The following is a 15568-nucleotide window of genomic DNA, read 5'->3' on the forward strand; positions in this document are numbered from 1 at the left end:
TCCGCGATTCGACGGGCTGCAGCGCTTTCCATCAAACGCCCTCCAGATTGTCGATGAAGCAATTGATTTCTAACAGCGCTTCTTCGCCTGCCACACGCACGCCGCGCGCCATTTCTGTCAGCGTGGAATTTTCAAAGACATCACGAACGGCCAAATTCACTCGCAACCGTCTTCGCGCTCGTGTGACGAGCTGCACGGCCGAGATCGAATCGCCGCCGAGCTCGAAGAAATTGTCGTTGCGTCCGATGCGCTCGACGCCGAGCGTCTCCGCCCAGATCGCCGCCAGCGCTTCCTCGACCTCGCCCTGCGGCGCCTCATAGCCGCGGTCGCTCACGAACTCCGCCGCCGGCAGCGCCTTGCGATCGATCTTGCCATTCGCATTCAGCGGCAGGCTCTCCAGCACCACGATCGCGCTCGGCGTCATATGATCCGGCAGCCGCTCACGAAGACGGGCCCGCAGCGCCGAGGGATCGATCGTTCGTCCCGACGCGGCCGATACATAGCCGACGAGCCGGGAGCCCCCCGGGCCGGCCTGCGCGACCACCGCCGCCTCACGGACCTCCGATTGCGCCAGCAGCTGCGCCTCGATCTCGCCCAGCTCGACGCGGAACCCGCGAACCTTCACCTGATCGTCGAGCCGCCCGAGATATTCCAGCTCGCCCTCGCTGCTCCACCGCGCCAGATCGCCGGTGCGATACAGCCGGCCGCCTCGATCGTCGAACGGATCGGCGATGAACCGCTCCGCGCTCAGCCCGGCGCGATGCAGATAGCCGCGCGCCAGCAATTCTCCCCCTATATACAGCTCGCCGGAGACGCCCACAGGCGTCGGAGCCAAGCCCTCGTCCAGAACATGAGCCTGCGTCTCGGCGATCGGCCGCCCGATCGGAACGCGGCTGCGACCGTCGTCGCGGCAACGCCATTGCGTGACATGGATCGTCGTCTCGGTCGGCCCATACAGATTCTCCAGGCTCGCTCCGTGCAGCCGCTGCAAGGCTTCACGCTGCGTCGCCGCCGGCATCGCCTCGCCGCCGCAGATCACATGGCGCAGCCGCGTCCGCTCCTCGACCCCCTCATGCGCCAGAAAGGCCTGCAGCATCGCCGGCACGAAGTTCAATGTCGTGATCTCGTGCCGACGGATCAGTTCGACGATCCGCTCGGGGTCCCGATGATCTCCTGGATTCGCCACGACCAGGCGCGCGCCCGAGGTCAGCGGCCAGAAGATCTCCCACACCGACACGTCGAAGCCGAAAGGCGCCTTGTGCAGCACGGCGTCGGCGCCGGCGAGGCCATAGGCGTCCTGCATCCACATCATGCAGCTCGCCAATGACCGATGCCGGATCGCCACGCCTTTGGGCCGTCCGGTGGATCCTGACGTGTAGATCACATAGGCGAGGCTCTCGGCGTGAACCGCGACCGAAGGATCGAGATCGGATTGGTCGTCGACATCGAGCCGATCCAGCTCCAGCGTCGTCAGACCCGCCGCGAATGAAAGACGCTCCTTCACCCTCGCCTGCGTCAGCAGAAGAGCGATCCCGCTGTCCTGCGCCATATAGGCCAGACGATCCGCCGGATAGTCCGGGTCCAGCGGAACATAGGCCCCGCCCGCCTTCAGAACCGCCAGAAGGCTCACCACCATCTCGAGCGAGCGCTCCACCGCGACGCCCACCAGCCCATCAGGCTTCACGCCGAGAGCGATCAGCCGATGCGCCAGACGGTTGGCGCGCGCGTTCAGCTCGCCATAGGTGAGCGACGCGCCCTCGAACGTCACAGCGACCGCTTCCGGATGGCTCCGCGCCTGACGCTCGAACAGCCGATGCACCGGCTCCACATCCGAAAACCGCCGATCATTCGCCCCCCATTCCAGCAACCGCCCCCGCTCCGCCGCGCCCAGCAGATCGACGTCGCCGACCGCCTGATCCGGCCGCTCCGCCAGCGCCTCCAGCAGCGCCATGTAATGCCCCGCCATCCGCTCGATCGTCGCCGCATCGAACAGCTCCCGCGCATAGCTGAACGTCACCATCAACCGCCCATCCGAATCCTCGCAGGTTTCCAAAGTGAGCTCGAACTGCGCAGCCTGCGCATCGAAGTCCAATCGTTGCGCCGAAGCCCCAGGCCATGCCCGAAGCCCCCCGCTTTCGCGGCGAAGATGGTTGAAGACAAGGTGAAACATCGGCGTCTGAACGTCGCTGCGGACAGGCTGCAGCACCTCCACCAAGCGTTCGAATGGCAGATCTTGATGCGCTTGCGCGCCAAAGGCCGCGTCGCGCGTCCGGCGCAGCAGATCGGCAAGCGTGACACGTCCGTCGAGCTCAGCGCGCAAGACCTGCGTGTTCACGAAGAAGCCGACGGTTCCGGCGATCTCCGCACGATTGCGATTGGCGATCGGCACGCCTACGCGAATGTCCTCGTCGCCGGTATAGCGAAACAATAACGCCTGAACCGCCGCGAGAAGCCCAATGAACAGCGTCGCCCCGAACGACTGCGTTCTCTGGCGCAGCCTCGCCGCCAATCCGTCATGCATCTCGACGGCGTGCGTCGCGGCGGCGTACCGGCCGTCCGCATTGCGCGGCCGATCGGTCGCGAGCGCGAGGGCCGGAGCGCCATTGCTCAGCTGCGCCTTCCACCAGCCGAGCTGTCGTTCTCCCTCCGGACCGGCCATCCATTCGCGCTGCCAAGCCGCGTAGTCGATATAGCGGATGGCGCTCTCGGGGAGCTGCGGCGTCTCCTTCCGCAAGCTCGCTCGATACAGCTCCGGCAGCTCATCGAGCATGATCTGCGTGGACTGCGCGTCCGAAATGATATGGTGCATCACCACGATCAACCGATGCTCATCCATCTCGGCGCGAAACAGCGCCGCACGCATCAGCGGACCTGCCCCGAGATCGAATGGCGTCACACGCAACTGCAGCGCTTCATCGCATATGCGACGCTCACGCGTTTCCGCATCGCCGCCGCTCACGTCGACATAGGGAAGCACGATCTCGCTTCGCGGTGAGACTATCTGCTCCACGCCGCCGTCATGCCCCTCTCGGAAAACCGTCCGTAACGACTCATGGCGGGCGACGAGACCGTCGAGGGCGACCCGGAGCGCTGCGACATCGAGCGCCCCGATCAAATGCAGTCCACCGCTCAAGTTATATGCGACGCCATCGGGATCGAGTTTCCAGAGAAACCACAAGCGTTGTTGCGCGAAAGAGAGCGGGCCGTGCTGGTCGTGACGACGGCGTGGGATGACGTGACGCACCGCGGCGACGTCGCTCTCGCCTCGCAACCGCATCGCCAACTCGACACGCTGCTCGGGACTGAGTCTCGCTCGTCGTTCGGCGCGCTTATTCGTCTCGGGCATGAATGCTTCTCATACGGTTGCAGAGCTGCGTTGCGCCGTCTCGGGGTCGACGGCTTCCGTCTCGATCTCCTCGATCAGCGCTTCCTCGACGAGCAGAGCGAGAGCCGCGGTCGTCGGTCGCTCGAAGAAGGCGGCTGGATGAATCTCGACGCCATAGGCATGGCGCACCTTCGCCAGTAGCTGGATCGCCAGCAACGAGTCGCCGCCGAGTTCGAAAAGGTTGTCCTCGATCCCGATCGACGAAATTCCGAGAAATTCTTCCCACAGATCGAGAAGGCGCTCCTCCAGCTCATCGGAAGGTGGAACGTATATCGTCTGGAGATCAGGACGTGGATGCGCCCGCTGCTTCGTCGGGAGAACGGACGACAAGCGATTGGCGAGCGCGCAACGCGCCTGCGCGAACTGTTGGTCGAGATCGATGGTGGAAATCACCACGCGCGCGCCGAGCGGATCGGATAATAATCTCTCGAGCAGCGGGCCGGCCTGCGTCGGCGCGATGCCGACGCCATCGGGCAAGCTCTGGCTCGCAGCCATCCCCACTCCGCGCCAGGCATCCCAGTTGACTGAAAGAATGGGCGTCTTGCCGCGACGCGTCTCTTCGGACGCGAGCGCATCGAGAAAGCAATTGGCCGCACAATAATCGACTTGGCCGAAATCGCCGGTGATCGCGCTCAGAGAGGAGCACAGCAAGACGAAGTCGAGCGACTTCCCGTCCAGCGTGGCCATGAGATTTCTCAGGCCTCGAATCTTCGGAGCAAACACTTTCTCGACCGCGGCGCGTTGGCGCTGCGCGATCATGCCGCCGCCCGCTACGCCTGCCGCATGCACGACTCCATGCAGATCGCCGAAGCAGCGGCGGGTCTCGTCGACGACGGCGCGCAATTGGGTCGCGTCGGTCACGTCGGCTCGAAGAATCAGAACCTCGGCGCCGAGCGCTTCCAGCTCGGCCGCAGCCTCGGTTTGGTCCGGCAAGATGTTCCGTCCGACCAGCGCCAATCGCGCCTGCCACCGCTCGGCGAGATAACGCGCCAGCGCGTGACCGACGCCGCCCAAGCCGCCCGTGATCAGATAGACGCCGTTCTTGCGCAACAAACTGGAACTCGGTGTTTCGATGCGCAGCGGCTCGAACGTCCGAGCCCAGCGGTGCGCGCCTCGATAAGCGACGATCGGTTCCTCGACCGGCGCGCCGATTTCGGCGGCGATCTGCCGTGCGAGCCTTTCCAGGGCCCCGGAATCCGTTGGCGGCGGCACGTCGATCACACGGCAGGCGATATGCGGGTATTCTTGCGGGATGACCTTGCAAGGCCCGAGCAGAGTCGCTTTTTCGGGGCACGAAGGCTCGGCGCCTGTCACGTCCCAGAGCCGGCTTGCAACCACTGTCAGCGAAACCTTGCGCCCGCCCGTCGTTCCGAGCGCCTGCGCGAGGGCGAGCAGGCTGAAGAAGCCGCGCTCGAGCGCCTCGTCCAACGGCGGCGTATCGCAAAGATCGACATTCCACATATGGCAGATGTCGGAGAGCGGTCCGGTCTCGGCGTCGATGTGACGCAGAAGCTGCTCCATGTCGTCGCGCGCGCCGATCCGCACGGCGTAGCGACGCTCACCGAGCCGAGCGAACTCTGGCCCCCGCTCCGCTCGGACCACGACCCGGCCCGCGGCGACCTGCAAGGCTCCGTGCAAGCGCTCGGTCAAGTCGTTGCCGGAATCGCCCATCACCAGAATGCACCCGCTCCGCCTTTCGCCACTCGTCGCGGAAGGAGGCCGAATGCGTTTCCAAGTCGGCGCATAGAACCAATCGGCAATATTGCCCGCGGCGAAACCGGGCTTATCCGGAGTCGCGCCCGAGCGCTCCTTCGGCGTCTCGACCCAGTACGACCGGCGCTCGAACGGATAGGTCGGTAGCGGCACGCGACGACCCGACACTCCGCGCAAAAGATCTGCAGCCTCCACATCGACGCCGGCGATCCACAGCTGCGCCACGCAACGCGCCGGCTGATCGGCGTCTTGCCCCGCCTGCCGAGGATGGCGTTGCGACGCGAGCGCGGGTCGCCTCCCGAGCCCTGGATGGCGGCGCGCAAAAGCGCACAGAGTCTCGCCCGGTCCGACTTCGAGCAGCACGCGATCGGGCTTTGCCAGTAGCTCGTCCAGCCCGTCCGCGAACCGCACGACGCCGCGCAGGTGACGCGCCCAATAGGCCGGATCGCGCGCGTCGTCGGCCGTGATCCAGCGTCCGGTCAGATTCGAGACGAAGGGAATTTGCGGCGCGGAGAGCGCAATGCACGAGAGGAGCGCCTCGAACGCGCCGAGCATCGGCTCGACCATCACGGAGTGGAAAGCTCTCGACACATGCAGGCGCCGGACGGCGACGCCGCGGCCCGCGAGCGCGCGCTCGGCGGAGTCGATCGCGGTAGTCGGTCCCGAAAGGACGCAGACGTCCGATGCGTTGACCGCCGCCAGCTCGCAACCCGTGAGATCGGCCGGCAATTCGACCTCCGCCATGCCGACTGTCAGCATGGCGCCGGGCTCCATCGCCTGCATCAGGCGACCGCGCGCGGCGATGACAGCCAACGCGTCTTCCAGTGCGAACACGCCGGCCACGCAGGCGGCCACATATTCGCCGACGCTGTGCCCGAGCATCGCGTCGGGCCGCACGCCCTGTCGCATCCACCATTGCGCCAACGCATATTCCACGACGAACAGCGCCGGTTGAGCGATGTCGGTCCGGGCCAGCCTCGTCGCAGCGTCGGCTTCGCCTGCAACCGGATACAGCAGCGCGCGCAAGTCCTGCCCGAGATGCGGCCGCAACAGCTCGCAGCAATGGTCTATTGTCTCTCGGAACCCGAAATCGCGTTCATAGAGCGCGCGGCCCATGTCCACATGCTGCGCTCCCTGGCCGGGGAACAGAAATGCCACAGTGGGGCGCGCCGACAAAGCCTCGCCTTTGAAAAAGGCGGTGGGATCGCGCCGCGTCAGCGCGCGGATCGCCGCCTCTCGGTCACGCACGAGCGCGACCGCGCGATGATCGAAGCGCTTGCGGCCCTCGCGCAACGTATACGCCACATCGGCCATCCGTTGATCCGGTCGCAGCTCGAAATGGCGCGCGAGCTCGAGGCCCGCGGCGTCCAGCGACGATGCGCTGCCAGTCGAGAGCATCAGCGCGTGCAATCTTCCGGACGACGCGACGCTTTCCGGAGCCTCCACGCCGTCGGAGGCCGAGGGCGCCTCCTCCAGCACGAGATGCACATTGGTTCCGCCCATGCCGAAGGAGCTGACGCCGGCTCGCCGCGGCGTCGCCGATTCCGGCCAGGGCTTCGCCTCCGTGTTCACGTAGAATGGGCCGTTGGCGAAATCGATCTGCGGATTGGACCGCTCGAAATTGCGGCTGGGCGGCAGAATACGGCGCTCGAGCGCCATCACTGTCTTTATCAGCGCAGTGACGCCAGCCGCGGCGTCGAGATGTCCGACATTGGTTTTCACCGAGCCGATGGCGCAATGACCCTTGCGGTCGGGGCCGGCGCGGAACGCCTCGGTCAGCGCGGCGATCTCGATCGGATCGCCGAGCGTCGTGCCGGTTCCATGCGCCTCCACATAGTCGATCGTGTCGGCGCCCACATCGGCCATCGCCAGCGCGGCGAGGACTACCGCCGTCTGACCATCGATGCTCGGCGCCGTGTAGCCGACCTTCGCGGCGCCGTCGTTGTTGATCGCCGACCCCTTGATCACGGCATGAATGGTGTCGCCGTCGGTGATCGCCTCCGCCAGACGCTTGAGCACGACCACTCCGACGCCGCTGCCGATCGTGGTGCCAGCCGCCGCGGCGTCGAAGGCGCGGCAATGACCGTCCGGCGACAAGATGGCGCCGGGCTGATAGCGGTAGCCGCGGCCCTGAAGGAGATTGAGCCAGACGCCTCCCGCCAGCGCCATGTCGGCTTCATGGTTCAGGAGGCCTCTGCATGCGAGATGCACCGCCGCCAGCGACGTGGAGCATGCCGTCTGCACGCAAACCGCCGGCCCGCGCAAATCGAGCTTGTACGCGACGCGAGTGGCCAGAGAATCGTGATCGCTGCCGTTCAGCAGGCCGAGCACCGACGCGATGTCGCTCTCGCGCAAGTCTATCGACGGCAGGAGATGCCGCAGCAGATAGAGGCTCGGGCCGCTGCCGGCGTATACGCCGACCAAGGCGGAGCCGGCGCCCGCGCCATATCCGGCGTGCTCCAGGGCCTGCCATGCCGTCTCGAGGAACAAGCGCTGCTGCGGGTCGATGCGTTCGGCCTCGCGCGGCGAGTAGCCGAAAAAGTCGGCGTCGAACAGATCGACGTCTGGCAGCACGACGCCGTTCTTGACATAGCTAGGATCGGCGAGAGCTGCGGCGGCGACGCCGCATGCGCGCAAGCTCGCGTCGCTCAGCGGCCTGACTGACTCGACTCCGTCGCAGACATTGCGCCACAGAACCTCGACGTCCGGCGCGTCGGGAAAGCGACCGGCCATGCCGACGACGGCAATCTCCACGCCTGTCTGCGCTTCGGATGAACCGCTCATGTCCTCGTCCTCTCCGCGCTCGGCCGGCGCGGCAGAAACGCCTGCCTTTGCCGCGCCGCCCGTTCCGCTATCATCTGCCTCGAATCGCCGGCCGCCGCTCGACCGCTCAGAAACGCCGCCAGGGACTCGATCGTCGGATAGCGAAAGAAGTCGATGACCGAAGGCGCCACCGCGAAACCCTGGCCGTCGAGGCGCTGATGCAGCTTCAACAGCAGCAGCGAATGGCCGCCGAGCTCGAAGAAATTGTCGCGGCGGCCGACGCGCTCGATCCCGAGAGTCTCGGCCCAGAGCCGCGCCAGCACCTCCTCGACTTCGCCTTGCGGCGCCTCGAATGCGAGCTGGCTCGGACGTTCCGGCGCCGGCAGCGCGCGGCGATCCAACTTGCCGTTGGGGCCGAGCGGCAAGGATTCAAGCAGCATGATCGAGCCGGGCGTCAGGTAGTCGGGCAACATGCTCGCCAATCGTGCGCGCAGCTCGATCACATCGATCGCCTGTCCCGCCTGCGGCGATACGTAAGCGAGCAGCCGCGCGTCCTTCGCCACGACCACCGCTTCCCGCACCTCGGGCTGCGCCAGCAATTTCGCTTCGATCTCGCCCGGTTCGACGCGAAATCCGCGAATTTTCACCTGTTGGTCGAGGCGCCCGAGATATTCGAGATCTCCATCGACGTTCCAACGCACGCGGTCGCCCGTGCGGTAGAGACGACCGCCGGCCGCGTCGAACGGATCGGCCACGAACCGCTCCGCGGTCAGTCCCGGGCGGTCCAGATAGCCGCGCGCGAGCAACGGGCCGCCGATGCACAGCTCGCCGGCGACGCCGAGCGGCGCCGGCTGCAGATCGGCGTCCAGCACGCGCAAGCTGCGGCCCGGCAATGGTCGGCCGATCGGCATGTGCAGCGGCGGCGCGCGCTCGCCGGCGATGAAGGGCGCGCAATCGAGCAGCGAGGCGACCACCACCGCCTCGGTCGGACCGTAAGTGTTGAGCAGCTTCACGTCGCAGAGACCCGCCTCGCGCCAGATCGGCGCCGCCTCCGACGGCATCGCTTCGCCGCCGATATGAACTTCCCGAAGGCTGCCATAGTCCTTGCGATCGGCACGGGCGAAGGATTGGATCAGAGTGAGCCAATAGGCCGTCGGCAGATCGACGATGCTGATGCGGCGCTCGCGCAGCTCATGCAGGAACTCATCCGGGCTCCACAGCTCGGGCCCGCGCAGCACGACGCTCGCCCCGACCAGCAGCGGCGGAAACAGCTGCTCGATGAAGCCGTCGAAACTCAGCGTCGCGAATTGGAGCATCCGGTCGTCCGGAACGAGGCTCGAGAATGCAGCCGACAGCCGGGCGTGCTCGGCCAGCGCGTGGTGCGCGACCGCGACGCCCTTCGCCCTGCCCGTCGAGCCGGAAGTGTAAATCACATAAGCGAGCGCTTTGCCGTGCAGCGTCATGCTGGGCGCATGATCGGGCTCCGTGCGGAGATCCAGCTCGTCCACCGCCAGCACGGTCTTCGCCGGTCCGACGCCGAGCCGCTCCCGGACGTGGATTTGTGTGAGCACGAGCTCGATCCGGCTGTCCTCCATCATGTCGGCGAGCCGCTTGGCCGGATAGCGCGGATCGAGAGGAACGAAGGCTCCTCCCGCCTTCAGTACTGCGAGCAGGCCGACGATCATGTCGATCGAACGCTCCACAGCGAGCCCCACGCGCCGCTCGGGTCCGACATCCAGCGCGATCAAGCGGTGCGCGAGGCGATTGGCCCGACGATCGAGCTCACCATAGCTCATCGTGGCCGCGCCCAGGATCAGGGCGGTCGCGTCCGGCTGCTGCGCGGCTCGGCGCTCGATCAGCCGATGAACGGGCTCGGCGCTCGGATAGCGCTCGCGATTTTCGCCCAATTGCGCGAGCCGCCGCAATTCTTCGGCGTTTTGAATGACGATTTCGCCGAGCGCCAGCTCGGGACGATCGGACAAGGTCCGCAGCAGCGCGAGATAGTGGCCCGCCAGACGCTCGATGCGCGAAGGCTCGAATAATTCGCGCGCATAAGTCAGATGAGCGCTAACGCGCCCGTCCGAATGCTCCCGCGTGTCCAGCGTCAGCTCGAACTGCGCGGCCTGTTCGGACAGCAGTTGTCCCTCGACGGCCAAGCCGGTCCGATACGCAAATTCGCCGTAGTCCGCTTGAAGATGATTGAACATCACCTGGAACAGCGGGCTGTGGCTGAGACTGCGCTCAGGCTGAAGCGCTTCGACGAGCTGCTCGAAAGGCAGGTCCTGATTCGCCTGGGCGCCGATCGCCGCCTCTCTGACCTCTTCCAGCACATGGGAGAAGCTCATTCGTCCATCGACGACAGTCCGCAACACGAGCGTGTTGACGAATAGGCCGACGACGCTTCTCAGCTCCGGGCGGCCGCGGTTGGCGACCGGCACGCCGACGCGAATGTCATTCTGTCCGGTGTAGCGATGCAGCAGCGCCTGGAATGCAGCCAACAACGCCATGAATAGCGTCGCGCCCCGACTCTCCGCCTGCCGACGCAGCCCGATCAGCACATCTGCCGGCAGCTCGAATCGGTGATGCCCCGCGGCATATCGGGCGACCGTTGGGCGGGGATGATCGGTCTGCAGGGCGAGAACCGGCTGAGCCTCGCCCGGCGCCACGTCCAGCCGCTCGCGCCAAAAGGCCAATTGCCTCTCGTGCGCCTCCACGTCCGGATGCTCGCGCCGCCACGCCGCGTAGTCCGTGTAATGAAGCGCCGGCGATTGCGGAGGCGACGCTCCCGCGACCCGCGCCGCATAGAGCGCGGCCAGATCATCCACGAGGATCTGCATCGACGCCCCATCCGAGACGATGTGATGCGTCACCAGCGCGAGCACATACGCCTGGTCGTCCAACCGCACGAGGGCCGCACGCGCCAGAGGCCCGCATGTGAGATCGAAGCGCTGGGCGTCGAGCTCGCGCAGCGTCTCCGCCGCGCGCGCCTCGCGTCGATCCTTCGCGACGTCGCGCAGGTCGATCAGTTTCAAATCCAGCGAAACATCGGCGCGAACAATCTGTTCCGCTTCGCCATCCGTGCGCGCGCGAAACACGCAGCGCAGCGAATCGTGCCGCCGCCCCAGCTCTGCGACGGCCTCGCGCATGACGTCGACATCGAGCGCGCCGGCAATCCGCAGCACGCATTGGATGTGATAGGCCGTGCTCTGCGGATCGAGCCGCCACAAGAACCATTGCCGCTGCTGGGCCGGGGACAAAGGCGAGGGCTCGCCGCGGCGCTCCGGTGGCAAGACCGGAATGCGCGTCGTTCGCGCGCCGGCGCTCTGGCACGCCCGAACGCCCTCGGCTTGCTCCTGCAGGCGCGGGCGCTCGAAGACGTGACGGACCGTGAAATCGATGTCCCATTTCTGCGAGACGCGCGCCGCAAGTCGCGCGGCCGCCAGCGAACTGCCGCCCAGGGTGAAGAAATGCGCGTCCTCGGCGTATCGGCGCGTCGATTCATGTCCGAGCGCCTCACGCCATATCTCCGCCAGCGCGTGCGTCTCGTCCCCGCTCGCGCGCTCGCCGGTCGCCGGACCGCTCCCGGTCCGCCCGTCGCCGAAAACGAAACGCCCGCCCTCGAACAGCGCATAGGCGTCCAGCGAACGCTCGGCCCAGCCGTTACGACAGGCGGCGCGCTGCAGCTTGCCGCTGGAGGTCTTGGGCAATGCGCCGGGATTGAGCAGCACGACCACTTTCGGCGCCTCGCCGCATTGCTCGCTCACCGCCGCGCTCACGGCGTCCACCAGCGCTTGCGCCGGCACGAGCTTCTGCAGCCCGAGCGATACTTCCGCCGCGACGCCGACGCCTTCCTGCCCATCCATCGCGACCGCGAAGGCGGTCACCCTGCCCTTGCGGACCGCTTCCACTTCGGTTTCGACCGCGCGCTCGACGTCCTGCGGATAGATATTGTGCCCGCGCACGATGATCATGTCTTTCAGCCGACCGGCCACGAACAGCTGACTGTCGTGCAGGAAGCCGAGATCTCCCGTGCGGAGCCAGCGGACGCCGTCCCGCTCGACGAAGGCTTCGGCGCTCTCGCGCGGCTTGTTCCAGTAGCCCGCCGCTATGCTCGGCCCGGCCGCCCAGATTTCGCCGATCGCGCCCTCCTCGGCGCTTTCGCCCGTTTGCGGTTCGACGATTCGTATCTCGTGCCGCGAGGGCGAGGCGCCGCAACCGACCAGCGCCACGCCGTCGACATTGGTCGCGACGCGTCGCATCGCGAGCGCCTCGCCGTCGAAGCGGTTCACCGATATGCCGGCGCCGCGGCCGCCCCCGGTGACGTAGAGCGTCGCTTCGGCGAGGCCGTAACAGGGATGAACCGCGTCGGCGCGGAAGCCGGCGGAAGCGAAACGCTCGACGAAGGCCTCCATCGTGTCCGGCCGCACCGGCTCGGCGCCGGTGTAGGCCACGCGCCAGCACGACAGATCCAGCCTCTCGAGCTGTGTCTCCTTGATTCGATCGAGGCACAAGCGATATGCGAAGTCTGGGCCGCCGCTGATCGTCACGCGATGGCGCGAGATCATCTCCAGCCAACGCAGCGGACGCTCCAGGAAAAAGCGCGGCGACGACAGCACGCACGGTATGCCGCTATAGAATGGCTGCAGCAAGCCGCCGATCAGTCCCATGTCGTGGAACAACGGAGACCATACGCCGAGCTTGTCGTCGGCGCCGATCGAGAGTCCCTCGCGGATAGCCCGCTCATTGGCCATTAGATTGTCGTGCGTCACCATCACGCCTTTGGGCGCGGATGTGGAGCCGGAGGTGTATTGCAGGAAAGCGATGTCCGCCGCCGCCGGCTCACGCGGACGCCAATCGCCCGCCCCCGCGGGATCGACCTCGTCCACCACGACGAGCTCCAGCGCGCCGAAATGGCCCGCGGCGGCGCCGACCTGCGCCAGAAGCGCGCTCGCGGTCAGGACGCCGCGCGCTCGCGCGTCGGCGGCGATTCCGGCGAGCCGCGCGAGATGCTGCGGGCGCGTCGACTCCGGCGGGAACACAGGAACCGCGATCACGCCGGCGTGGAAACAGGCGAACAGGCCGACCGCATAATTCTCGTCATTGTCGAGCAGGATCATGACGCGATCGCCCGTCTCGAAGCGACGCTGCAGCACGGCGGCGAGCGCCTGCACGCGCAGGACGAATGCGCGATAGGTCGAGGTTGTCTCGACGACTTCGCCGTTACGCTCCACGACGACGGTCAGCGCCTCGTCCTCGGGCCGCGTCGCGGCGAGGCGCTGCAGGCATTCCACAAAATTCGCTGGATCGTCGAACGCGCTCCCATGCGACGCGGGTCGTGTCGTCATCGGTCTTCCCCTGCTCGTCGAAGCGTTCAGAACCTACCCAGATTGCTGTGGGATCCCGCCATCGCCACCACCACGTTCCGCGGTCCCTTGAACGGCGCGCGCGCATGGGCGACGAGCATGTTGTCGAGCATCATGACGTCGCCCTTCTCCCAAGGAAACGACACCGACTCCGCGTCGAGCACGGCGCGCACATCGTCGAGCATCTCGTCGGGAATTGGCGAGCCATCGGCGAAAAAGGCGTTGCGCGGCAAATTTTCGACGCCGAGCAGATCCTCGAGCGACTCGCGCACCTCGACCTGCAGATTGGAAATATGGAAGAGATGCGCCTGATTGAACCACACCGTCTCGCCAGTGACAGGATGGGTCTCGATGGCTTGGCAGAGTTGAAAGGTGCGTAGATCGCCATCCGCCTTCCACTCCCAGTTGATGCCGGCTTTGCGGCAAAAGGCTTCGACGTCATCGCGGCGTTCGGAGTTGAACACCTTCTGCCAGCACACGTCGAAGTCGCCGTAATTCCGCACATAGACGATCCCGGGCGCAAAGCGGTCCCGGATCCGCGCGGGCATGCGCCGGTAGATCGATCGGCTGTCAGCGATCGGCGTCTCTCCCCCTTCGGCCGCGGGCGTGACGCAATGGAACCATGCTTTCATCGGCCACATGCGGGTGTAAGCCTGCTCATTGTGCAATGGGATCGATTGGTGCGCCGGATATTCGGTGGTCGTGTAGACTCCGCCGCCCACTTCCGTTCGCGGAGTCGAGCCAAACTCGTAGCTCAGCAACGGATGGTCGAAGGCCGTCGCGAACGCGCGAAAGCTCTCGACCGACGGCACATCGAATCCGCGCAGCAGGACGCCGCCGACCGTGGCGACCTGCGCCTCGATCTCGGAACGCAGGCGCGGAAGAGCCTCGAGCAGCGGCTCGCCGCGCTCCGCCGGCTCGATCAACGCCGGCAGATCGGAACCGGGCGGCGCCTTGCGCACGAAACGGGACTTCAACTCGATCATATCAATGCTCCCGCGCCATTGCGTCAACAGGCCAGCAGCGGTGCGCCAGGGCTCACGCGGACGCTGTGGCGACATGATCGGCTCCGGAAAACCGATGCGTCAGCTCACGCACGACCGCGGCGATCACCTGCTGCTCTTGCTGCCGAATGAAGAAATGCCCGCCGTCGAACCAGTCTAATGTGCACACGTCGCCCGCCTCGCGCCGCCACGCCTCGATGCGCTCCGCAGCGATATCGTCCTCGCGTCCGGCGAAGACATGAATCGGCGCGAAGATCGGTTCGCCCGCGCGATAGCGAAAGCTCGCGCAGACGCGGTAATCGGCGGCCAGCGTGTTCAGCGTCAGGCGCAGCAGCTCGCTGCTGGCGAACACTTCCTCGGGCGTGCCACCCTGCTTGCGCAGATCGGCGATCAGAGCCGCGTCGTCGTCCTTGCCGACGAAGCGACCCGGATCGCGGCGCGAAGGCGCGGGGCTGGCGGACACGAACACCGCACGGGGTAGAGGTCCGGCCAGAGCATGCTGGCGCTGCGCGACGCAATAGGCCAGCAACGCGCCCATACTGTGTCCGAACAAGGCGTAGCGGCCGCGCATCGACGCGGCGTGCTCGTCACTGATCTGCGCGACGAGACGATCGAAATCTTCGACGAAAGGCTCGCCCATCCGAATGCCGCGCCCCGGCAGCTCAACGGGAACGACCCGGATCCACGGCGGCATCGAGCGACGCCAGCGCAGATACATGGTCGCGCTCGCTCCTGCGCAAGGCAGAGCCAGCAGATCGATGAACGGGGTCCCCATGAGTTTAGCCGTCAAGCGTTCGCTGTGGAGCGCTGCGCGGTCTTCGCGGCCTGTTCGTCCATCCACTTGCGCAACGACAACGGACGCATGTCGGTCCATGTCTTCTCGACATATTCGAGAACGGTTTTCTTGTCGCCCTTGACGCCCTCGACGGCTTTCCATCCGCCGGGCACGGCCTTCCAGTGAGGCCAGATAGAATATTGTTCCTCGTGATTGACGAGTACGATGAAGGTCTCGTCCTCGCGATCGAAGCAGCTGGTCGACATGAGAATCCTCGGGAAATGAACGAAAGGCGCTCTCGCGCTCCGCGTCGCCGTCCGCAGCGACGCGCGTCGCTGTCTACAAAGACGTGGCAGCTTTCGATTTGTTTAGTTGCCGATCGACGCGGAGAAGCACACGAGGTTCCGGCGCGGCCCGCAGCAAGCGCGATGCAGAGCCTGCAATGCAAACGCCCGCGAAAGGCGGCCCCGTTTCGCGCCGCCCAAAGCCGCCTCGACGATCGCATCGATAAATTCCCTCACGGAAAAATGCAGAATTGCGGTCGCTTATTCGTCATGTCTAAGAG

At 66.1% G+C, this 15568-nt stretch carries 6 protein-coding genes; all 6 read right to left on the bottom strand.

Translation table 11 applies throughout. The annotated features are described in order from the left end of the window. Positions 1-31 precede the first annotated feature (31 nt). Positions 32-3277: an amino acid adenylation domain-containing protein gene (locus CQW49_RS23560; protein ID WP_244593454.1), complete on the bottom strand. Its 3246-nt coding sequence runs from the start codon at positions 3275-3277 to the stop codon at positions 32-34. A 78-nt stretch (positions 3278-3355) separates the two neighbouring features. Then, on the bottom strand, positions 3356-7882 hold the full coding sequence (locus CQW49_RS23565) for a type I polyketide synthase (RefSeq protein WP_003615165.1): 4527 nt from the start codon (positions 7880-7882) through the stop codon (positions 3356-3358). Beyond that, complete coding sequence (locus CQW49_RS23570) at positions 7879-13206, bottom strand: non-ribosomal peptide synthetase (RefSeq protein ID WP_003615167.1); 5328 nt, start codon at positions 13204-13206, stop codon at positions 7879-7881. Before CQW49_RS23570 ends, CQW49_RS23565 begins: the two co-directional genes overlap by 4 nt. A 26-nt stretch (positions 13207-13232) precedes the next feature. Next, on the bottom strand, positions 13233-14210 hold the full coding sequence (locus tag CQW49_RS23575) for a TauD/TfdA family dioxygenase (protein ID WP_003615168.1): 978 nt from the start codon (positions 14208-14210) through the stop codon (positions 13233-13235). Positions 14211-14262: 52 nt separating this feature from the next. Continuing rightward, entirely contained in the window at positions 14263-15003 is a 741-nt protein-coding gene (locus CQW49_RS23580; RefSeq protein ID WP_024750087.1) for a thioesterase II family protein, read from the bottom strand. 11 nt (positions 15004-15014) lie between these two features. Further along, positions 15015-15269, bottom strand: coding sequence for an MbtH family protein (locus CQW49_RS23585; RefSeq protein WP_003615171.1), 255 nt, complete (start codon positions 15267-15269; stop codon positions 15015-15017). Between the last annotated feature and the right edge of the window lie 299 nt (positions 15270-15568).

The sequence above is a fragment of the Methylosinus trichosporium OB3b genome, assembly GCF_002752655.1.
GTDB lineage: Bacteria > Pseudomonadota > Alphaproteobacteria > Rhizobiales > Beijerinckiaceae > Methylosinus > Methylosinus trichosporium.